This is a genomic window from Streptomyces sp. NPDC048483 (genome assembly GCF_040651455.1).
GTDB lineage: Bacteria > Actinomycetota > Actinomycetes > Streptomycetales > Streptomycetaceae > Streptomyces.
In genome coordinates, this window is the sequence record NZ_JBEZJZ010000136.1 from 1 (window position 1) to 21,002 (window position 21,002).

The following is a 21,002-nucleotide window of genomic DNA, read 5'->3' on the forward strand; positions in this document are numbered from 1 at the left end:
TCTGGGCGATTTCGCCTGGACCGGCCGGGCCCGGACGCCGCGATGGTCGCGGCCGCCACCGGACGGCGGGGCCATCCGGTCAGCAGTGCGTGTTCTTGAAGTACATCGCCCGCGGCTTCGACCTCGGCGCGTAACGGACGTTCTTGGTTTCACCCTTCTTGAGGCGGCCGTGCACGTCCGGCGCCTTCGGGACGGCGATGGTGAAGCACGACACCCGCTTGCTGCACAGGTTCTTCAGCCGTGCATAGTGATAGTGGCCCTTGTCGAGGTACTGGATGAGCGCGACGCACCGCGGGACGCGGTCGGCCGCCGATGCGCCGGACGCCGTGGTCAGCGTCAGCGTCACGCTGCACGCCACTGCTGCCAGAGCCATGGCGATGATCTTCCGCATATATCTCCCCCGTTGGACGAGTCCTGCGAAGGCCTGCTGCGGCTTTCCCCGGCCTGCCAGGGTTTGCTGCGCCGGTTCGGTCTTCGCACGTACATTCCCCATTGTCCATGAGTCCTGGAGAAATGCGGTCCTGGGCGGCCCACAGCGTCATAAACGCGATCGTTTCGGAACCGGACTGGGTCCGCTTTCCGGGAACCGGGGCGGCGGCCGCGTCAGCGGTGCAGGTCAGGCGGTGGGGGTGGGGTGGGGGAGCGGTAGCGGTGCGGGCGGCCCCGTCTACAGCTCGTCGATCCGCAGATAGTCCAGCGCGCGGCGGGTCAGCTCGGCGATGTCTTCCGGCTCGTCCTGGCGGGCCCAGTGCTCCATGGCGACGGTGATCGCGTCGATCAGCGCCGAGGCCAGCAGTCGCACCTCGAGGCTGCCCTGCGACGCTCCGGTGCGCGCCGACAGTACGGGCACCAGCCGGTCCTGCATGTCGCGCCCGGCCGCCATCCACCGCATACGGATCGCCGGAACGCTGCCCATGACACGGATCAGCCGACGCGCCCGTTCGACGTCCGCCAGGCGCCGGGGCGATGTGGACGTGTCGAAGGCCGCCTGCACCGCGCTGGTCAGCGGTTCTTCCAGGGGGCGGGCGGCGAGCTGCTCGACGAGCTGGCCGACGCCGGCGGTCAGTACGGGCGTGAGTGCGTCCTCCTTCGCCGCGCAGTAGCGGTAGAACGTGCGCAGCGAGATACCGGCCGCCGACGCGATGTCCTCGACGGTCGTCGCGTCGTATCCCTGGTCGGAGAAGAGATGCGCCGCGGCCTCCGCGATTTCCAGCCGGGTCTCCTGCCGTCGCCGCTCGGTCAGCGTTGGCCTGCCTCGCGCTGCCGCCGTCATCCACCTCTCCTCGCTCTTCGGTCCGGGCGTCCGGCCGTCCGGGCGTCCGGACCATTCCGGGCCTTAACTCTGTCACGGAACTCTTTATTGGCATGACATGCCAATAAAGATAGGGTGACTGCGTCCGGAGTACACGGCCGTGCCGCTGTGGCGGCTGCCGTGGTCGTCGCTGCGGTCGCCGCCGCCGCTGCGACGGCAGTGGCGGCGTGGGCGGCGAGGGCGGCCGGTGTCATCGCATTCGGCCGAACGTCGTGTGGCGCTGATCGACACGACCGCCGTCCGCCGCGACCGTCGACCGACCGTACGCATCAGCGAAGGAGCCGACCATGCCCCGTACGTACCTCGTTACCGGTGCCGCCTCCGGGATAGGCAAGGCCACCACCGCCCATCTCCGGGAACAGGGCCACACCGTGCTCGGTGCCGACCTCGAGGGCGTCGACATCTCCGCAGACCTGGCCACCCCCGCCGGCCGTACAGAACTGGCCGACCGCGCCCGCGAGTTGACCGGCGGACACCTCGACGCCGTGATCGCCTGCGCCGGCCTCGCCCACTTCACCCCGCTCACCGTCCAGGTCAACTACTTCGGCGTGGTCGCCACCCTCGAAGGGCTGCGCCCGCTGCTGGCCGCCGGCACCGCACCGCGCGCCGTCCTGGTTTCTTCCGTCGCCTCCCTCCACCCGCATGACCCGGCCATCGTCGAGGCGGCTCTGGCCGGCGACGAGGAAGCGGCCGTTTCCGCCGCTCAGGACGCCATCGACCGGGGCGAGGGCCATATGATCTACGGCTCCTCCAAGCACGCCATCGCCCGCTGGCTCCGCCGTACCGCCGTCACCGATGGCTGGGCCGCCGCCGGCATCCCGCTCAATGCCGTCGCACCCGGCACGATCGTCACCCCGATGACCGCACCTCTGCTCGGCGATGCCGACATGCGCAAGGTCGTCGACGCCGCCGTCCCGATGCCGCTGCACGGACACGCCCGCCCCGAGCAGGTCGCCCCGCTGCTGGCCTGGCTGACCTCCCCGGAGAACAGCCACGTCACCGGCCAGGTCGTCTTCCTCGACGGCGGCGCAGACGCGGTCCTGCGCGGCGACGGCACCTGGTAGCGAGGCCCCCCCGCCCCACCCCCGCCCCCTCTCCTCCCCACTTCCCTCAGGACCTGGTGACGCCATGCACAGCCTCATCCGCACCATCGTGCTCCCCGCCGACCCCGACACGGTCTGGCGCACCATCGGCCGCTTCGACGCCCTCGCCGAGTGGCACCCACAGGTCCCGCCGTCGGTCCTCGAGGACGACGCGGACCCCGAAACCCCCGGCGCAGTGCGGGCGTTCACCCTCGACGGCACGGTCGTGGCCCGCGAACGCCTCCTCGCCAAGGACGACACCACACGCTCGTACCGCTACACCGTCCTCGACCCGTTCCTCCCCGTCACCGACTACCAGGCCACACTGACGGCCGCCCACCACGAGCAGGGGACCGAGGTGCGCTGGACGGCGACATACGCGGGCGCCGCAGAGGCCGTGCCCCAGGTCGAGGAGATCTTCGGGGACGGGGTCTATGGGGTCGGACTGAGGGCGCTGGGTGAGCGGTTCAGCTGACGCCCCCCGTCAGCGTCCGGCAGCCGGGCCCGTCTCGATACTGCCGGACGGACGTGCCGTCACCACCTTCAGCCCACGGTCCATGAACTCCCGGCGGGTCGCCTCCTTTGCTCCGTTGTCCGTGATGAAGGTGTCGAACACATCCGCATCCCCGACCCGCGCGAAGCAGCGCTCGCCGATCTTCGACGAGTCCGCGACGACGACGGCACGCCGGGCACGCTCGGCCATCAGGCGGTTCACCCGCGCCTCCGCCTCGTCGTGCACCGTGGCTCCCATCATCGGGTCCATACCGTTGGCTCCGATGAAGGCGATGTCGATGGAGATCTGCTGAAGTACCAACTCGCTGAAGGGGCCGACCAGTTCGAACGACCGGGAGTGTGCCACCCCGCCGGTGAGTACGATCTTGATTTGTGGTCGCACCGCCAGCTCATTGGCGATATTGAGGGAGTTGGTGACGATCGTCAGATGCGGCTGCGGACCCGCCTCCGCGAAATCCGGGCGGGTGGCAAGCACCCGGGCGATCGCCGTGGTCGTGGTGCCACCGCTCAGCCCGACCACGTCCCCGCGCTCGACCAGCTTCGCCGCCGCCGTTGCCACTGCCTCCTTCTCCGCGGATCGATGAGCGTGCTTGTACCGGATCGGCAGGTCGTACGCCACCGAGCTGAGCACCGCCCCGCCCCGTGTACGGGTCAGCAGCTGCTGCTCGGCGAGGGTATCCATGTCGCGCCGCATCGTGGCGGCCGAGACCTCCAGCTCGGTGGCCGCCTCCTCGACATCCACCCGGCCCCTGTCCCCGAGCAGCTCGAGCAGTGCGTTCATCCGTTCATGGCGCTTCATGGCGCGAGCCTATTTCGTCTCGATGGATCAGGGTGAGGCCGCCCGGGCGATGCCCACGGCGTCCGTGACGGCCCGGGCGCCGGCGGTGTCGGGGGCTGGGAGGGGGACGGGGGGAGGGGGTGGTTCCGAAGTTGCCACGTGATGTCCTCTCTGAGGCCAGGGGAGGGGGTGGGGTGGGAGGGGGGATGGGTTGGGTTTCGTGGCGAGCTCACGTGAGGCATTGCGTCAGGGCCACCCGCTGTGCTTCCGGTAGGTGGTCGCCGAGTGGTGATTGACGCGGGCTGTGCGGGCCGTCGCAGATCCAGCTGGCTTCACCGGGGTCCCACTGCCACGGCTCCGCACCCCACATGGGGTGACCGAGCAGCAGCCGTCGGGCCAGGGGTTCACATGCCGCGGGGGCGTCATGTGCCTGGAGCGCCGCCGTCACTGCGGTGATGGCTTCGTAGGGGAGGGAGGAGTCGCCCGGTACGGGCAACAGCAGGAGCAGCCGCGCATGCGGGTCGGTGACTCCGGCTGCGCCGGGCGGGCAGCAGTCGAGGAGTGCAGCCAGTTCGGGCCAGCACAGGCCGGGGCCGATACGGTCCTGGTCGGTACTGGCCAGGACCATGTCGTGCGGCCAGTCCGGGTGGGTGAGGAAGTAGTCCGTGCTGCTGTGCTCCTCGCTGTTGTTGTAGTGGACGACGATGCTGTGGTGACCGGTCAGCGGGACGTGGAACACCGGCCAGGCCGCGTCGTCCTGCAAGCGGTCCAGCAGCGCACCCGTGTCCGCCGCGTCCACGCCGAACGACTCGGCCGGCAACCGCTCGTACAGGTCTGCCAGATGCGCGGCCCAGAAACCCGGCTCGGCGAGCAGGGGGAGACCGTTGACGATGGGGGATGAGGCATATCGATGCCGGGCCATGACCATGCCTCGCATTGTCGCGGGGCGGTACCGGCCGTCCCGGCCCTACCCCGGCGCCGGTGCCTGGGCTGCGTACTGCTCCGGCACCGGCGCCGGAGTGCTCAGGACATCCAGCAGTCTTGCCGCCTCCTGGGCCACCGCCTCCCGGGCCGGCTTGATGTACTTCCGGGAGTCGACGAGCGCCGGGTCCGCGCCGAGTGTCTGCCGTATGGAGCGGGTGAAGACGGACACCAGATGGGTGGAGATATTGATCTTCGTCATTCCGGCGGCGATGGCACGACGGAGCTCGTCGTCCGGCACCCCGGACGAGCCGTGCAGCACCAGGGGGACGGGCAACGCCGCACGCAACTCCGCGATCAGGTTCTTGTCCAGCACGGCCGTGCGCTCATGCATGGCGTGCGAGGAGCCGACGGCGACCGCGAGCGCGTCCACCCCCGTCGCCTGGACAAAGGCCAGCGCCTCGGCCGGTTCGGTGCGGACACCGGGAGCATGGACGCCGTCCTTACCGCCCACCTCGCCGAGCTCCGCCTCGACATAGACGTCATGGTCGTGACACCAGCTGGTGAGCTCGGCGGTGGCGGTGACGTTCTCCTCATAGGGGAGCGCCGAGGCGTCCACCATGACCGACCCCACCCCGGCGGCGACCCCTTGGCGGACCAGTTCCGCCTCGGTGATGTGGTCGAGATGGACCGCGATAGGGGCGGCGGAGCTTTCGGCGAGGGCGAGCGTGGCGCGGGTGATGGGCAGCAGGCTGCCGTGGTAGCGGATGCAGTTCTCGCTGATCTGCAGGATGAGCGGGGTGTTTGTGCGCTCGGCGGCGGTGACCAGCGCCTCGGCGGTTTCGAGATGGATGACGTTGAAGGCCGCGGCACCGACCCGCGTCTCACGCGCGGCGTCGACGATGGATGAGGTCAAAACGAGGGACATGGGGTTCTGACTCCCTTGCGGACGGGGCGGGTTGACGTCGAAGAGGCGGCACAGCGGCTACGGCGCGGCCGGGGCCTCGAGCATCACGGAACGGGTCAGGCTGCGCGGGTTGTCCGGGTCCAGACCGCGGGCTCGGGCCCGGGCCAGCGCCACCCGCTGCACCAGCACCAGATCGGCCAGCGGATCGCGCGGATGACAGACGAACCGGGCCCCGGTCCGCAGCACATCCGCCTCCAGCCCCTCCGGGGCCTGCCCGAACAGCCACGTCACCCGGCCGGGTGCGGCTATCGAGATCGGGCCGTGCCGGTACTCCATCGCAGGGTAGGACTCCGTCCAACTCTGCGACGCTTCCCGCATCTTGAGGGCCGCCTCGTTGGCCAGCCCGAAGGTCCAGCCCGTGCCGAGGAAAGAGAACTGCTCCGCCTCCACCCACTCCTGTTCCACCGGTGCGCCCAGCGCCTCCTGTGCGTCGGCCACCGCCCGGGAGGCGTCCTCGCCCAGGTGCGCGCGCAGCAGCGTCAGCGCCGTCGTCGCGAACCGCGTCTGCACCACGGACTGCTCATCGGCGAACGGCAGCGCGACCGTCTCGTCGGAGATCGCGACCGCCGGCGTCTCGGGGTCACCGATGATCGTCACCGTCGGGATCCGTCCCTTGACGGCGTCGAGGACCCGCAGCACCTCGGTCGTGGTGCCCGAGCGGGTGATCGCCACCACCGCGTCATAGTCCCGGCCGGTGCCCAGGAAGGCCTCCGACGCGGCGAAGGGATCCGTTACGCCGAGGCCCGCGCCCTCGCGCAGTGCGGCGTACGACTGCGCCATGAACCATGAGGTGCCGCAGCCGATGACGGCCACGCGCTGTCCGGGCTTCGGCAGCGGGCCCCCTGCGGTTGCCCCGATCCGTGCCGCCTCCCGCCAGGTCTCCGGCTGGCTGTTCAGCTCTTGCTCCATGTACGAGCTCTCGCTCATGGCACGCCCTCCCGTGATCCGTGAACCGCATCGCGGCTTTGCCTAATTCTGCAACTTTTCCCTGTGTTGCAATCGACTGTACGCGTGTGCGGCCCGCAGATCCATCCCTCGAAAGGGTGGGAGCGGCAGAGGGGAGCGGCGGGGGGTGGTGGGAAGTCGTGAGATTTTTCCCCATTGAGGCTGTTCGGGTGGCGTAAGAGAGTGGTTGAAAAGGGCGCTGCACGAGTCGGCTAACACCTGTTGACAACTGCGCGAAGTGCGTCGAATACTCGCAAGATCAGTCATGCAGTAGCAGGCAGCTTCGCCGCACAAAGGACTCCCCGATGTCCATTGCCACGCTCTCCGAGACGCCCCAGCCGCCCTCACCCAGGACCTCGCGCCGCACCGGCAGACTGTTCGCCCTCACCGGCGCCGTCGTGGGCGTCATCTACGGCTATGACACCGGCAGCATCTCCGGTGCCCTGGTGTTTCTCAGCAAGGACTTCCGCCTCACCGAGGCGGAAAAGGGCCTGGTCAACAGCATCCTGGTATGCGGGTCCATCATCGGTGCGCTGATCGGCGGCAAACTCGCCGATCTCCTGGGCCGCAAGGCCGCGATGCTGATCGTCGCCGGCTCCTACGCCATCTTCGTCGCGCTCTCCGCACTCTCGCCCGATGTTGTCGTCCTGGATGTGGTCCGCTTCCTGCTCGGCGTCGCCATCGGCATCTCGATCGTCGCGGCCCCGCTCTATATCGCCGAATCGACCCCGGCGCGCATCCGCGGCGCCTCCGTCGCCACCTATCAAGTGGCCACGGTCGCGGGCATCGTCATCACCTACTTCGTCAACTGGGGGCTCTCCGGCGGCGGCCACTGGCGCTGGATGCTCGGCCTCTCCGCGATCCCCGCAGCGCTGGTCATGATCCCGCTGTTCCGGCTGCCGGACACGCCGCGCTGGTACGTCCTCAAGGGCCGTACGGAACAAGCCGTCGAGGTCATGGCGGCGACCGACCCGGATGTCGATGCGCGCGCGGAGGTCGCGGCCGTGAGCGCCGCGCTCGCCGGGGAGAGCGGCGGTACGGGGCGCTCGCTGCTGCGCAAGCCGTACGCCCGCGCCGCACTGTTCGTCGTCGGCCTCGGATTCTTCTGCCAGATCACCGGCATCAACGCCGTGACGTACTACAGCCCGCAGATCTTCGAGGAAATGGGCTTCACCGGCAACGGCCAGAACTTCCTGCTGCCGTCCTTCGTACAGCTCGCCTCACTGGCGGCAACCGTGCTCGCCATCCTCATCATCGACCGGCTCGGCCGCCGGGTGGTGCTCCTCTCCGGCATCGGCACGATGGTCACCATGCTCGCCGTACTGACCGTCGTCTTCGGTATGGGGGATCTGCACGGCACCACGACCTGGGTGGGGTTCGGCGCCATCCTGCTGTTCACCGCGGCCTTCAACTTCGGCTTCGGATCGCTGATCTGGGTCTACGCGAGCGAAGCGTTCCCGGCCCAGCTGCGTTCCACCGGGGCATCGGTGATGCTGACCGCCGACCTGGTGGCGAACCTCCTGATCGCCCAGTTCTTCCCCTCCCTGATGGCCTGGGCGGGGGCGGCCTGGACCTTCGCGGGCCTCGGTGTCCTCGCACTCTGCGCCCTTGTCTTCGCCTCCGTCACCGCGCCCGAGACCAAGGGCCGCCAGCTGGAGGAGATCCAGGGGTACTGGAGGAACGGGGGACGCTGGCCCACCCCGGACCCCGCCCCCGCCCCGACGGCGGCACCGGAGGCCGCGCTCTAGCGTCCGGTCGGCCCGACCGGCGTCCCTGTGGCCCGGAGTCCGCGCGGCACGAGGCCACGGCGCTCGCCCGAATGGCGCAGCCGCTGGTCACGGCCCCGTACCCGGGCGAGCTCCCTCCCGAGCCCGCGAGAATTCCCGGCCGCCCCGGAAGGTGGCCTTCACCAACAGACCGGGGCGCCGGGGCGACGTCTCAGGACGGCAGTTGCTCCCGGTACTCCTCCAGAGCCGGCGCGGTCGTCGTCGCCACGAATTCCGTGATGCGGTAGGTGCACACCCCGGCGACGGAGAACGGGTCCCCGGCTACCAGCTGCTCGACGGCCGCCCGGTCCATGCCGGTCGCGATGATCACGCCCCCGTCGCGCGGCACCTTGCGGCCGGCGGCGATGAAGTGCCCGGCTTCGTATTCCTTCTTCAGCCAGGCCACATGGTCCTGAAGGGCGGCGTCGACTCGCTCGATGGGTGCGGTGTAGGTGAGTTCCAGTACGAACATGTAGGCAATATAGACAACACGCCTGGACAGCCCGCCCTGTCACCTCGTCGGCAGTTCCGGGCGGCGGAATGGGTGGTGGCCGGAATCCTCGATCACGGGTTCGGTAGCGTAGCGATCACCATGGACACTCCCGGCACCATCTCGTGTGACGACGAACTGCGGCACTGGCCGACGGACGAAGCCCAGGCGCGCGCCGTCCAGGACCGGTTGCGACCCTTTGTGCGGCTCGACGAGCCCGGTCCGCAACCGGGGTTCGCGGGCACGGTGGTCGGGGTGGATGTCGCCTACGACGACGAGCGGAATGTGGTCGCCGCGGCGGCCGTTGCGCTCGATGCCCGTACGCGCGCGGTCGTCGACGAGGCCACCGCCGTCGGGCAGGTCTCCTTCCCGTACATTCCCGGGCTGCTCGCCTTCCGGGAGATTCCCACCGTGCTCGAGGCCCTCGCCCGCCTCTCCCGTACCCCGGATCTTGTGGTCTGCGACGGGTACGGGCTGGCGCACCCGCGGCGTTTCGGGCTGGCCAGCCACCTAGGGGTGCTGACCGGGCTGCCGACCATCGGGGTTGCCAAGAACCCGTTCACCTTCCGGTACGAGCCGCCCGGCCCCGAGCGCGGCGCGACCTCGCCGCTGCTGGACCGGGGCGGGGCGGCCACGGAAGGAGGCGAAGAGGTGGGACGTGCGGTACGGACCCAGAAGGGCGTCAAGCCGGTCTTCGTCTCTGTGGGCCACCGCGTCGACCTCGACCGGGCGTGTGCGCACACCTTGCATCTGGCGGCCGAATATCGCCTGCCGGAGACGACGCGGGCCGCCGACTCCCTCTGCCGGAGGGCGCTGGCGAGCGCCTGAGACCGCGGCCTTAGGAGGGCGACACCCTCTAGCTGCGGACCACCCGGAAGGTGATGCCCGCCTTCTGGAGGCGGTCCGTCAGCGCGTCCCCCATGGCGACCGCCGACGTCACCTGGCCGGCCGTCTCCGGGAGGTCGTCGAAGGCCAGGCTGAGCGCCGACTCGGCGAGCATCTTCGCCGTCTCGTCATAGCCCGGATCGCCGCCCGAGACCTCGGTGACCAGCCGCTTGCCGCCGCCGGACGCCACGAAGCGCACCGCGAACCAGCTTTTCGCACGCCGCTCCGGGCTCGGCCCCTCGCCCGGTTCCATCCGTCCCGCCAACCAGCGCCGCGCGGGCGGCACCTGGGCGAGCGCGGCCAGCGCGCCCACCCCCAGCGCCCCGCCCACGGCGATCGGCAGACGCCGTACCCCGGCGTAGTGGCGGTAGCGGAAATCGGGCCCGTAGCGGTCGAGAGCGGCGGCCGAGCGGGCGATGACCTGTGGGTCCACGGTCGGCAACGGCACGCCCCAGGTGCGCGTCTCGCCGCTCCGGAGGGGCGGGCCGAAGGGCGCCCGGACCGTCCGGCCAGCGGGGCGCGGCTCCGCCTTGCGGCGCTCGCGGGCGGCCTGCGCCATGGGCAGCGGGCGCGAGACGGCCGTGAGCGCGGAGGACAGCGTGCCGCCGGAGAACATGGCGTTGCCGCGGACGAAGCCGTCGATGCGCAGTGGTACGCCTTCGGGGAGCAGTCCGACGGTGTAGAGCACCCCCAGGTCGTGCGGGACGCAGTCGAAGCCGCAGGCGTGCACCAGGCGGGCTCCGGACGTGCGGGCCGTCGCATGGTGGCGCAGATACATCCGGTCGATGAATTCGGGCTCGCCGGTCAGGTCGACGTAGTCCGTGCCGGCCGCGGCGCAGGCGGCGACCAGCGGCTCGCCGTGCAGCAGATACGGGCCGACGGTCGTGGCCAGTACGCGGGTGCCGGCGGCGAGCGCGCGCAGCGAGTCCGGGTCGCCGCTGTCGGCCCGTAGCAGCGGGAGGTCGGCACAGGCCGGGTCGATGGCGGCCAGGCGGTCGCGCAGCCGCTCCAGTTTGGCGGTGTTGCGGCCGGCCAGTGCCCAGCGGCAGTCCTTGGGGGCGTGTCGCGCCAGATATTCGGCGGTGAGCGCTCCGGCGAACCCGGTGGCGCCGTAGAGAACGAGGTCATGGTCTCGTCCGGAGGTGTCCTGCCGTCGCATCGCGCATCCTCTCGACCTGAAGTCCGGACCCTAAGCACGTCGTCGACGCGACGTCAACGTCGGCCTTCGGCCATGCCGTTGGCGGCGACGCGGAGCGGCTCCCCCAAGGGGAGTGCAGTCTTGACACGGCGTCGGAGCGGGGTCAGATTCAGCATGACATAGGACGTCCCATGTCCGGATCGCCGGATAGCCGGCGGGGTATCTGCCCGTCACCGTCCCCTGGCACCTGGCACCCGGACCGGACCGTACGGCAGAAAGCCGGCCGCGATGCCCCTTTCCCAGCCCTTCCCCGCACCGCTCTGCGGGGTCGTACCACCGTTGTGCACCCCGCTCACCGCCACCGGCCGGGTCGACGCCCGGTCGCTGGCCGCACTCACCGAGCGCCTGGTCGACGCCGGAGTGGACGGCCTCTTCGTGCTCGGGTCCACCGGAGAGGCCGCCTACCTGTCGGACGTCCAACGGCGCACCGTCATCGAGACGGTCGTCGGGGCCGCCCGAGGCCGGCTGCCCGTCCTTGCCGGTGCCATCGACATGGCCACCGCCCGCGTCCTGGACCACGCCCGTGCGGCCCAAGGCATGGGGGCCGACGGCATCGTGGCCACCGCGCCCTTCTACACCCGCACCCATCCGGCCGAGATCGCCGACCATTTCACCCGGCTGCGCACATCCGTCGACCTGCCGCTCTTCGCGTACGACATCCCCACGGCCGTCCACACCAAGCTGCCCGCCGGCACGGTGCTCGCGCTCGCCTCCGACGGGGTGCTCTCCGGGATCAAGGACAGCAGCGGCGATGACGGTGCGCTGCGCCGTCTGATCGTCCGGCTGCGTGCTGTGACCCGGGACTTCTCCGTTCTGACCGGATCGGAACTCTCCGTGGACGGCGCGTTGCTGGCCGGCGCCCATGGAGTCGTACCGGGGCTGGGGAACGTCGACCCGGCCGGCTATGTACGGCTCTACGCGCACGCCAGGGCCGGGCGGTGGGGTGCGGCGGCCGCCGAACAGGACCGGCTGGCCGCCCTGTTCTCCCTCACCGACGTCGGGGACGAAGCGGAGATGGGACGTAGTTCGTCCGCCCTCGGTGCCTTCAAGGCCGCGCTGCATCTGCTCGGCGTCATCGACAGCCCGGCCACCGCGGCCCCGCAGCTGCCGCTGGACGACACCGCCAACCGGACCGTCCGCCGACTGCTGGAGGAGGCAGGACTGCTGTGACGAGTCCCCAGGACCGTCCCGGTCGCCCCGTCCACCCTGACCATCCCCACAGTCCCGATCATCCCCACCGTCCCGCCGGAACGGTGCCCTGCTACCGGGAGGTGACCCTGCGCCAGTGGAAGGCGATGTTCGGCGCCTGGATCGGCTATCTCCTCGACGGCTTCGACTTCGTCCTGATCACCCTCGTCCTGACCGAGATCGCGGGCGAATTCCATCTGAGCACCGCCTCGGCCGCCTCGCTCATCTCCGGGGCCTTCATCACCCGGTGGCTGGGCGGGGCGATGCTGGGCGCGATGGGCGACCGCTACGGCCGCAAGACCGCCATGATCACCAGCATCCTGCTCTATTCGCTCGGTACTTTCGCCTGCGGATTCGCCTGGGGCTACACCAGTCTGTTCGTCGCGCGGCTGGTGATCGGCCTGGGGATGGCGGGGGAGTACAGCGCCAGCGTGACGTATGTGTTGGAGAGCTGGCCCGCCAGGCTGCGCAATCGCGCTTCCGGATTCCTGATCTCCGGATACGCGGGCGGCAGCGTCCTCGCCGCCGAGCTCTACAAGTGGGTGGTCCCTCATTGGGGCTGGCGCTGGATGTTCTGGATCGGAGTGCTGCCGGTCCTGGTGGCCGTGTGGGTGCGCAGATCGCTTCCGGAGGCCGCCGACTGGCAGGACGAGATCGGCTCCACCGCCACCGCCACCGCCACCGCCACCGGCGCCCGGCCAGAACGCCCCAACCCGTTCCGGCCGCTGTTCACCGGCCGCCTGCGCTCCTCCTGCAACGCCGCCCTGGCGGTGGCCGCCACAGGCGCGCTGTTCTGCGTCTTCACGCCGGTGGGAGACGGCTCCGTCCCCTGGCTGTCCGTCATCGCGGCCCTGTGCCTGGTGGCGTTCGCCGTGCAGCTCGGTGGCCGTAAGGGCTGGCTGCTGTACGTGTCCCTGATGGTGACCGTGTTCTGCGCCTTCCTGTACAGCTGGCCCATCCAGGCCCTGTTGCCCACCTACCTGAAGACCGGCCTGGGATACGCTCCTGCGCAGGTCACCGACGTGATGTTCTATGCGGGCTTCGGCACCATGGCGGGGTGCTGGCTGGCGGGGTTCGTGGGGGACCGGCTGGGCACCCGGCGGGCGTATGCGTACACCCTGCTGGCCTCGCTCGCCTTCGTCTTCCCGGTCTTCGCGGTCCAGGACAGCCTGGTGGGGCTCGGGGCGCTGCTCTTCGTGCTGCTGGCGCTGAGTCAGGGGATCTCCGGCATCCTGCCGAAGTACATCGCCGGCCACTTCCCGACCGCGAACCGCGCCGCCTCGCTCGGCTTCGTCTACAACGTCGGGGCCCTGGGCGGGGCCGTGGCGCCGGTCCTGGGGGCCCGCCTCGCGGAGGGGATGTCCCTGGGGCGGGCGCTGGCGGTGCTCACTTTCGGGCTGACGCTCCTGGTCATCGTCCTGGTGGGCGGGGACGTGCCGCGCAGGCTGGCCCGGCTCCTGGACCGTGGGGCGCCCGGCGACCATCTGGTGCCGGGGGTTCTTGACGGGGAGGCGTCCCCAGGTTCCGCGTAGCGGAGCGGCTGCCGAAGGCGCGGCGGCGATATCTCCGTGGTCCTTGGTCCGGGTCCTGAGCACCGTGCGGGAGAGCATGCCGTCGTCGGTGACGCAGCCCCCGATGGTTCTCCGAGAAGATCCGGGTGGCGCCGCATCGGTGAGGGAGTCGAGCCGGGTGTCCAGCATGTGCCGGGCGGACGATGCGCGGGCGGGCCCCGATGCGGACGTGGCCGGCAGGCCGGCTCGGCGTCGGCGTTCACCGGCCGCGCCAGTTGTCGGTCCAGGGGGAGTCAGGTTTGCGTATAGCGGGGGTGGGCGCGTTCAGGCCTTGGCGAACTGGGGCACGAGAACGCGCAACATACGGCATGGCCGACGGCCGGAGCGGTGATTCACAGGCGGTCACCTATGAACCGCCCAGCTCTACTCATCTCGTTTCTGCTGAAGGAGATCACCAGGCAGGCCGAGATGCTTGCGGAGCGCGCGCCGACCGACGGCTGTGACGGCCACGGCGCGCGTGGTGCCGATGCGAGTGATCCATCCTGATGCGAACGCGTGGCGGCAGAGAACAGCACCGACGGTGCCTGCCAGGTGCGGGCGGCGTTCGGTCCAGTCCAGGCACGACCGCACCGCCGGTCGGCGTGAGTCTGCGGGGACGGAGAGGCCGAGTTCTGCGAGCCAGGCATCCCCTTCGCCGGTGAGCCTGAGCCCGTTCTCCCCGCTCAGCAGTCCTCGCTCGGTCATGGCGTCGGTGATCGCGACTCCAATGGTTCCGGCGAGGTGGTCGTAGCACGTACGGGCGAGGGCGAGGGCCTGTCGGCGGCCGGCCGCCGACAGGGAGCGGGGCGGTGTGGGACGGGCGGGCGCCATCGCGGCGAGGTTCTCGATCAGCTCGGCGACGTGCGGATCGGCCAGTCGTACGTAGCGGTGCCGCCCCTGCCGTTCCTCGACGAGCAGGCCTCCTCGCACGAGCGAGTTCAAGTGCTCGGTGGCGGTCGAGGCAGCCACTCCCATATGGCGGGCCAATTCGGTCGCTGTCCATGCCCGGCCGTCGAGCAGGGCCAGACAGAAGCCCGCGCGGGTGCCATCGGCCAGGAGCCGGGCAACGGAGGCCAGGTCAGGACCTGCCGCGTGCGTGCGCCGAGTGTTCATGTACTCAATTATCGCCCGCCACACTTCGGCGCTGACCGAAGTGTCCGGATCTTAGGGTCCGGGCCATGAACAATGCAGCTCTCAGCGTCCTGCCCACAGGGGCAGCCGCCTCCCGTACAGCGATCGAGCCGAGCATCTTGTACTTCGGCACCCCGGTGGTACTCCTCTCGACAGAGAATCAGGACGGCTCGTTCAACCTTGCTCCCCTCTCCTCTGCATGGGCGCTCGGGCAGACAGTCGTGATGGGGCTGGGTATGGAGGGGCAGACGGCGCAGAATCTGGGCAGCCGGCCCGACGTCGTGATCAATCTGCCTGCCCCCGCCCTGTGGCCTGCGGTGGAGCGTCTGGCACCGCTGACCGGCCGGAATCCGGTACCCGCGACGAAGGCGAAGGCACAGGGCTGCCGCTACGAGCCGGACAAGTTCACCGCGGCCGACCTGTGTAGCGCACCTTCCCACACGGTCCGGCCCCCTCGCGTCGCAGAATGCCCCCTTCAGTTCGAGGCCCGCGCCGAGCAGGTGCGGCCGGACGCCTCCGGGACGTTCGTCATCGTCGAGGCCGTCGTGCAGAAGGTCCACGCTGACCCCCGCATCGTCGTTCCCGGGACCGACCACGTCGATCCCACCGCCTGGAGCCCGCTCATCTACAACTTCCGTCACTACTTTGGACTCGGTCCGGAACTGGGCCACTCCTACCGCACTCAGACCCCCCGTGCTTCCGAAGCCTCTCCCTCGGAACAGTGAGCTCCTTGGTGCTGCGGCCTTGTGAACCGTGCTGCGGTCACCCGGAAGCCGCTGCTGGTGACATCTCCGACATCCGCTTCGGCGGGCCGTGTTGGGAGCGGCAGGCCAGGGGCAGCTCCGCTTGCGCGAAGGACGGTGCCGCGCTCGCACCACCGCCGTGCCCGCACCGCCGCGGCGCCGACCGCCGACAGGGCCCGGCCGCCACCGCACACCGGCGGCAGTCGGCGTATGGATCCGCAGCCCGACACGTATTTCTGTCGGGGGCGCACGCTCCCGGTCGATGGGCGAGGACCGCAGCAGGGGCGTCGTCGGCTCGGTGAACCGGCGCGGCCCTGGGCGCTGCGGAAGTCGAACGGCGCGGCGGCGAGTTGCGGGTGCGACATGGGTGCCGTGTCCCTCCGTCGGCCCTGCGTCCGGCGCTCCGCGGGCCGTTGTCAGTGGTCGCGGTTAGCGTGGATTGCGATGGGACGGCGTGCGCGGGACACGCCGGGTCACGGCGCCGCGTGCGGTGCGGGAGGGGGACGGACGTGGAGGAGCTCATGGCGAAGGCGGGTCCGGCGGCGGTGCGGGAGCGGGTGCGCAGGTTCGCGCTGGGGCTGCCCGGTGCGGTGGAGGAGTTTCCGTGGGGCGAGAGCGTCATCAAGGTCAACAAGAAGGTCTTTGTCTTCCTCGGCGTCGGTGACGGCAGTCATCCGCCGGGGATCACGGTCAAGCTCAAGGACCTGGAGGCGCATGCCCATGCGCTCACCGCACCGGGCGCCAAGCCCGCGGGCTATGGCCTGGGCAAGTCCGGGTGGGTGCAGATTCCGCTGGCCGAGCAGGCCGCGCCGGTCGCCGAGCTGCTCTGCGACTGGACCGAGGAGTCGTACCGCGTCATAGCCCCGAAGAAGCTCATCGCCGAGCTCGACGGGGGATAGCGGCGCCGCGGCAGCAGGCGCACAAAGGCCCGTGACGGCGATGGCAGTTGAGCATCGTCGGCGCGGGCCTTTTCCGGTGGTCGGCATACGGGGACCGGTGGCGCGCGGAAGCATTCGGGGGCTTGTGGAAAGTGGAACACGTTCTTAACATCGCGAGTGTTACATCAGAAGTGTCACAGTGGCCGGCGAGTGCGGCGGAGGAGGAGGGGGCGCGATGGCTGAGTCAGGTAACGGCCCGCTGAGCGGGGTGCGGGTGGTCGAGCTCGCGGGGATCGGCCCCGGCCCGTTCGCGGCCATGCTGCTGGCCGACCTCGGCGCCGATGTGGTCCGTGTCGACCGGCCCGGAGGCGCCGGGCTGCGCATCGACCCGGCGTACGACATCACCAACCGCAACAAACGCTCGGTACTGGTGGACCTCAAGGTTCCCGCCGGCGTGGCACAGGTGCTCGACCTGGTCGAGCGGGCCGATGTGCTGGTCGAGGGATACCGCCCCGGAGTGGCCGAACGCCTCGGCGTCGGGCCCGAGCAGTGCCTGGCCCGCAACTCCCGGCTGGTCTACGGGCGAATGACCGGCTGGGGGCAGCACGGACCGCTCGCCGACACCGCAGGCCACGACATCGGCTATATCGCCATCACCGGCGCCCTCGGCATGATCGGCCCGCCCGACGGCCCGCCCGCCCTCCCCGCCAACCTGCTGGGCGACTACGCCGGCGGCTCCCTCTATCTGGTCATCGGGGTCCTCGCCGCCCTCCAGCACGCCCGCACCGAAGGCGGACAGGGCCAGGTCGTGGACGCCGCGATCGTGGACGGCACGGCCCATCTGACAGCCATGATCCACGGCATGCTGGCGGCCGGCGGCTGGCAGGACCGGCGCGGCGCGAATCTCCTCGACGGCGGGACACCGTTCTACGGGGCGTACGAGACCGCGGACGGCGGCTATATGGCAGTCGGCGCGCTGGAAAAGCGCTTCTACGCCGAATTCATCCGCCTGCTCGGCATCGAGGACGAGGCGCCCGGCCGCGACGACCTCGCCGCCTGGGGCGAGCTGCGCACGGCCATCGCCGCCCGCTTCAAGACCCGTACCCGTCAGGAGTGGACCGCGGTCTTCGAGACATCGGACGCCTGTGTGGCGCCCGTGCTGTCCCTGCGTGAGGCCCCGGAGCATCCGCATCTCGCCGCCCGCGGCACCTTCGTCGACCACGGCGGGATCACCCAGCCCGCGCCTGCCCCACGCTTCTCCCGCACCCCCGGCGCGGTGCACAGACCGCCCGCGCAGCCCGGCGCGGACGCCGAGGAGATCGCCCGCGACTGGCAGATCCCGGGCCTGGCCGCCGGTCCGGCCCGCACCGAGCCGCAGGAGGCGGACAGCTGATGGAACTCGCCACCACGCTCCAGTACGCCGACGACCCGCGCCGGGCCGCCGAAGAGGTCGCCGCCCTGGAACCGGCGGGCCTGGACGCCATCTGGGTCGCCGAGGCCTATGGCTTCGACTCGCCGACGATCATGGGCTTCCTGGCCGCCCGCACCGAGCGCGCCAGGATCGGCTCCGCGATCCTGAACGTCTACTCCCGCACCCCCGCCCTGATCGCCCAGACCGCCGCCGGACTGGACGCGATCTCCGGCGGCCGGGCGCTGCTCGGCCTGGGCGCCTCCGGCCCGCAGGTCGTCGAGGGCTGGCACGGCAAGCCGTACGACAGACCGCTCGGCCGCACCCGCGAGACCATCGACCTGTGCCGCCGCATCTGGCGCCGCGAGACCATCGACCACCACGGCATCACCGATATGCCGCTGCCCCCGGAGAAGGGCGGCCGGCTCGGCAAACCACTGAAGATCCTCACCCGGCCGGTGCGCCCCGAGATCCCCGTCTACGTCGCCGCGCTCGGCCCCGCCAACGTCAGGATGACCGCCGAGGTGGCCGACGGCTGGCTGCCCACCCTCTTCATCCCGGAGAAGGCCGGCCAGGTGTGGGGCACGCCACTGGCCGAGGGTGCCGCCCGGCGCGACCCCGCGCTCGGGCCGCTCCAGACGGTTGCCGGCGGTCTGCTGGCGATCGGCGAAGATGCCGCTGCCGTACGGGAGTTGGCCCGCCCGCTGATCGCGCTGTACGTCGGCGGGATGGGCGCCAAGGGCAAGAACTTCTACCACGACCTCGCCGTCGCCTACGGCTACGAAGAGGCCGCGCACACCATCCAGGAGCTGTACCTCGCCGGGAAGAAGCGGGAGGCCGAGGCCGCCGTACCGGACGAGTTCTGTGAGCTGATGTCGCTGTGCGGGCCCGAGGGGTACGTCCGCGAGCGCATCGCCGCCTTCCGGGAGGCGGGCGTGACGATGCTCAACGTCCACCCCGTGGGGCCCGAGCCCGCGAAGCTGATCGAGACCGTCAAGAACTGGCTCTGAGGAGGGCCCGCAGCGATGACCGCGCAGATGCAGCGTCAGATCTTCACCGAGGAACACCACGCCTTCCGCGAGACCGTCCGCACCTTCCTCGCCAAGGAGGTGACGCCGCATTACGAGCAGTGGGAGAAGGACGGCATCGTCAGCCGGGAGGCCTGGCGGGCGGCCGGCCGGCAGGGGCTGCTGGGCCTGGCCGTGCCCCAGGAGTACGGCGGCGGAGGGGAGAGCGACTTCCGCTTCAGCGCCGTACTGGCCGAGGAGTTCACCCGGGCCGGCGCCGCCGGGCTCGCCGTCGGGCTGCACAACGACATCATCGGCCCGTATCTGACCACGCTCGGTACCGAGGAGCAGAAGCGCCGCTGGCTGCCCGGCTTCTGCAGCGGCGAGCTCATCACCGCCATCGCGATGACCGAGCCCGGAGCGGGCTCCGACCTCCAGGGCATCCGCACGAGCGCCGAGGACGCCGGCGACCACTGGGTCCTCAACGGCTCCAAGACCTTCATCTCCAACGGCATCCTCGCCGACCTGGTCGTCGTCGTCGCCAAGACGACACCCGAGGGCGGGGCACACGGCCTGAGCCTGCTGGTCGTCGAGCGGGGCATGGAAGGCTTCGAGCGCGGCCGCAACCTCGACAAGATCGGCCAGAAGTCCCAGGACACCGCCGAGTTGTTCTTCAACGACGTACGGGTCCCCAAGGAGAATCTGCTCGGTGAGCTGAACGGCGCTTTCGTTCATCTGATGACGCATCTCGCGCAGGAGCGGATGGGCATCGCCGTCGCCGGGATCGCCGGGGCCGAACACCTGCTGGAGATCACCAGCCAGTACGTCAAGGAGCGCGAGGCGTTCGGCCGCCCGCTGGCCAAGCTCCAGCACATCCGCTTCGAAATAGCCGAGATGGCCACCGAGTGCGCCGTCACCCGCGCCTTCCTGGACCGCTGCATCGTCGACCACTCGGCCGGTGAACTGGACGCGGTGCATGCCTCGATGGCCAAGTGGTGGGCGACCGAGCTGCAGAAGCGGGTCGCCGACCGCTGCCTCCAACTCCACGGCGGCTACGGCTATATGACCGAATACCGCGTCGCCAAGGCCTTCACCGACGGCCGTATCCAGACGATCTACGGAGGCACCACCGAGATCATGAAGGAGATCATCGGCCGCTCCCTGCTCGGCTGACCCCGGTCCGCCGGGCCCCGCGCGCGGACCGGCCCCACCCGCCGCCTCGCCCCACCCCTCATCCGAAAGGCTTGTTGACTTGAGTACCGAAGCGTACGTATACGACGCGATCCGCACCCCGCGCGGCCGCGGCAAGGCCAATGGCGCACTGCACGGCACCAAGCCCATCGACCTGATCGTCGGCCTGATCCATGAAGTACGCAACCGGTTCCCCGGCCTGGACCCGGCCGCCATCGACGACATCGTGCTCGGCGTCGTCGGCCCGGTCGGCGACCAGGGCTCCGACATCGCCCGGATCGCGGCGATCGCCGCCGGACTGCCCGACACCGTCGCCGGTGTCCAGGAGAACCGCTTCTGTGCCTCCGGCCTCGAGGCCGTCAACATGGCTGCGGCCAAGGTGCGTTCGGGCTGGGAGGACCTGGTGCTCGCGGGCGGCGTCGAGTCGATGTCGCGGGTGCCGATGGCTTCCGACGGCGGCGCCTGGTTCGCGGACCCGATGACCAACTTCGAGACCGGCTTCGTCCCGCAGGGTATCGGCGCCGACCTCATTGCCACCATCGAGGGCTACACCCGGCGCGATGTCGACGAGTTCGCCGCGCTCTCCCAGGAGCGGGCCGCCGCGGCCTGGAAGGACGGCCGCTTCGAGCGCTCCGTCGTCCCCGTCCGCGACCGCAACGGCCTGGTCGTCCTCGACCACGACGAGCACCCGCGACCCGGCACCACCGCCGACAGCCTTGCCGGCCTCAAGCCCTCCTTCGCCGCCATCGGTGACGCGGGCGGCTTTGACGCGGTCGCCCTGCAGAAGTACCACTGGGTCGAGAAGATCGACCATGTCCACCACGCGGGCAACTCCTCCGGCATCGTGGACGGCGCAGCCCTCGTCGCCATCGGCTCCAAGGAGGCCGGCGAGCGCAACGGCCTGACCCCGCGCGCCCGTATCGTCTCCGCCGCGGTCTCCGGCTCCGAGCCGACGATCATGCTCACCGGCCCCGCACCCGCCAGCCGCAAGGCCCTCGCCAAGGCCGGACTGACCATCGACGACATCGACCTCGTCGAGATCAACGAGG

Annotated in this window: 21 protein-coding genes; 12 read left to right on the forward strand and 9 right to left on the reverse strand. The window is 70.4% G+C overall.

Features of this window, described 5'->3' with window-relative positions:
• Window positions 1-79: 79 nt before the first annotated feature.
• Both AB0D04_RS38020 and AB0D04_RS38025 read right to left on the reverse strand, forming a co-directional pair.
• A complete protein-coding gene (locus AB0D04_RS38020) occupies window positions 80-373 on the reverse strand; it encodes a hypothetical protein (RefSeq protein WP_362711979.1) in 294 nt (97 codons plus the stop codon).
• A gap of 294 nt (window positions 374-667) precedes the next feature.
• A complete protein-coding gene (locus tag AB0D04_RS38025) occupies window positions 668-1,273 on the reverse strand; it encodes a TetR family transcriptional regulator (protein WP_362711980.1) in 606 nt (201 codons plus the stop codon).
• Window positions 1,274-1,599: 326 nt separating this feature from the next.
• Here AB0D04_RS38025 and AB0D04_RS38030 point away from each other — a divergent pair, with 326 nt between their 5' ends.
• A complete protein-coding gene (locus AB0D04_RS38030; protein WP_362711981.1) occupies window positions 1,600-2,376 on the forward strand; it encodes an SDR family oxidoreductase in 777 nt (258 codons plus the stop codon).
• Between the two features lie 64 nt (window positions 2,377-2,440).
• Window positions 2,441-2,869 (forward strand): SRPBCC family protein, encoded by a 429-nt coding sequence (locus tag AB0D04_RS38035; protein ID WP_362711982.1) that lies wholly within the window; start codon window positions 2,441-2,443, stop codon window positions 2,867-2,869.
• A gap of 9 nt (window positions 2,870-2,878) precedes the next feature.
• On the opposite strand, the gene AB0D04_RS38040 is transcribed toward AB0D04_RS38035, so the two are convergent.
• From AB0D04_RS38040 to AB0D04_RS38055, 4 genes are all read right to left on the reverse strand, one after another.
• Window positions 2,879-3,706 carry a DeoR/GlpR family DNA-binding transcription regulator gene (locus AB0D04_RS38040; protein ID WP_362711983.1) on the reverse strand — a complete coding sequence of 276 codons (828 nt, stop codon included), beginning with the start codon at window positions 3,704-3,706 and terminating at the stop codon, window positions 2,879-2,881.
• A 208-nt stretch (window positions 3,707-3,914) separates the two neighbouring features.
• Complete coding sequence (locus AB0D04_RS38045; RefSeq protein ID WP_362711984.1) at window positions 3,915-4,607, reverse strand: hypothetical protein; 693 nt, start codon at window positions 4,605-4,607, stop codon at window positions 3,915-3,917.
• A 45-nt stretch (window positions 4,608-4,652) separates the two neighbouring features.
• Window positions 4,653-5,534 carry a class II fructose-bisphosphate aldolase gene (locus AB0D04_RS38050; protein WP_362711985.1) on the reverse strand — a complete coding sequence of 294 codons (882 nt, stop codon included), beginning with the start codon at window positions 5,532-5,534 and terminating at the stop codon, window positions 4,653-4,655.
• Between the two features lie 57 nt (window positions 5,535-5,591).
• Complete coding sequence (locus tag AB0D04_RS38055) at window positions 5,592-6,500, reverse strand: SIS domain-containing protein (protein WP_362711986.1); 909 nt, start codon at window positions 6,498-6,500, stop codon at window positions 5,592-5,594.
• Between the two features lie 323 nt (window positions 6,501-6,823).
• Between AB0D04_RS38055 and AB0D04_RS38060 the strand changes: the two genes are divergently transcribed.
• The gene (locus tag AB0D04_RS38060) at window positions 6,824-8,266 is read left to right on the forward strand and encodes a sugar porter family MFS transporter (protein ID WP_362711987.1); all 1,443 of its coding nucleotides are present in this window, start codon (window positions 6,824-6,826) and stop codon (window positions 8,264-8,266) included.
• A gap of 190 nt (window positions 8,267-8,456) precedes the next feature.
• Here the strand turns inward: AB0D04_RS38060 and AB0D04_RS38065 are convergent, their stop codons facing one another.
• Window positions 8,457-8,756 carry a YciI family protein gene (locus AB0D04_RS38065; RefSeq protein ID WP_362711988.1) on the reverse strand — a complete coding sequence of 100 codons (300 nt, stop codon included), beginning with the start codon at window positions 8,754-8,756 and terminating at the stop codon, window positions 8,457-8,459.
• 120 nt (window positions 8,757-8,876) lie between these two features.
• Between AB0D04_RS38065 and AB0D04_RS38070 the strand changes: the two genes are divergently transcribed.
• Window positions 8,877-9,602, forward strand: coding sequence for an endonuclease V (locus AB0D04_RS38070; protein ID WP_362711989.1), 726 nt, complete (start codon window positions 8,877-8,879; stop codon window positions 9,600-9,602).
• A 28-nt stretch (window positions 9,603-9,630) separates the two neighbouring features.
• Here AB0D04_RS38070 and AB0D04_RS38075 read toward each other — a convergent pair whose 3' ends face one another.
• On the reverse strand, window positions 9,631-10,818 hold the full coding sequence (locus tag AB0D04_RS38075; RefSeq protein ID WP_362711990.1) for a saccharopine dehydrogenase NADP-binding domain-containing protein: 1,188 nt from the start codon (window positions 10,816-10,818) through the stop codon (window positions 9,631-9,633).
• A 267-nt stretch (window positions 10,819-11,085) separates the two neighbouring features.
• Between AB0D04_RS38075 and AB0D04_RS38080 the strand changes: the two genes are divergently transcribed.
• Window positions 11,086-12,027, forward strand: coding sequence for a dihydrodipicolinate synthase family protein (locus AB0D04_RS38080; protein WP_362711991.1), 942 nt, complete (start codon window positions 11,086-11,088; stop codon window positions 12,025-12,027).
• An 83-nt stretch (window positions 12,028-12,110) separates the two neighbouring features.
• Complete coding sequence (locus AB0D04_RS38085; RefSeq protein WP_362711997.1) at window positions 12,111-13,577, forward strand: sialate:H+ symport family MFS transporter; 1,467 nt, start codon at window positions 12,111-12,113, stop codon at window positions 13,575-13,577.
• Between the two features lie 402 nt (window positions 13,578-13,979).
• On the opposite strand, the gene AB0D04_RS38090 is transcribed toward AB0D04_RS38085, so the two are convergent.
• A complete protein-coding gene (locus tag AB0D04_RS38090) occupies window positions 13,980-14,708 on the reverse strand; it encodes a helix-turn-helix domain-containing protein (RefSeq protein ID WP_362711992.1) in 729 nt (242 codons plus the stop codon).
• A gap of 65 nt (window positions 14,709-14,773) precedes the next feature.
• Between AB0D04_RS38090 and AB0D04_RS38095 the strand changes: the two genes are divergently transcribed.
• The 6 genes from AB0D04_RS38095 to AB0D04_RS38120 form a co-directional block, all read left to right on the forward strand.
• Window positions 14,774-15,451: a flavin reductase family protein gene (locus AB0D04_RS38095; protein ID WP_362711993.1), complete on the forward strand. Its 678-nt coding sequence runs from the start codon at window positions 14,774-14,776 to the stop codon at window positions 15,449-15,451.
• Between the two features lie 539 nt (window positions 15,452-15,990).
• Complete coding sequence (locus AB0D04_RS38100) at window positions 15,991-16,368, forward strand: MmcQ/YjbR family DNA-binding protein (protein WP_362711998.1); 378 nt, start codon at window positions 15,991-15,993, stop codon at window positions 16,366-16,368.
• A gap of 214 nt (window positions 16,369-16,582) precedes the next feature.
• Window positions 16,583-17,740 (forward strand): CaiB/BaiF CoA-transferase family protein, encoded by a 1,158-nt coding sequence (locus AB0D04_RS38105; RefSeq protein WP_362711994.1) that lies wholly within the window; start codon window positions 16,583-16,585, stop codon window positions 17,738-17,740.
• Window positions 17,740-18,765, forward strand: a complete 1,026-nt coding sequence (locus AB0D04_RS38110; RefSeq protein ID WP_362711995.1) for an LLM class F420-dependent oxidoreductase — start codon at window positions 17,740-17,742, stop codon at window positions 18,763-18,765. Before AB0D04_RS38105 ends, AB0D04_RS38110 begins: the two co-directional genes overlap by 1 nt.
• Window positions 18,766-18,792: 27 nt before the next feature.
• On the forward strand, window positions 18,793-19,935 hold the full coding sequence (locus AB0D04_RS38115) for an acyl-CoA dehydrogenase family protein (protein WP_362711999.1): 1,143 nt from the start codon (window positions 18,793-18,795) through the stop codon (window positions 19,933-19,935).
• A 79-nt stretch (window positions 19,936-20,014) separates the two neighbouring features.
• Window positions 20,015-21,002, forward strand: a 988-nt coding sequence (locus tag AB0D04_RS38120) for an acetyl-CoA C-acetyltransferase (protein WP_362711996.1), incomplete at its 3' end; no start/stop codon positions are given.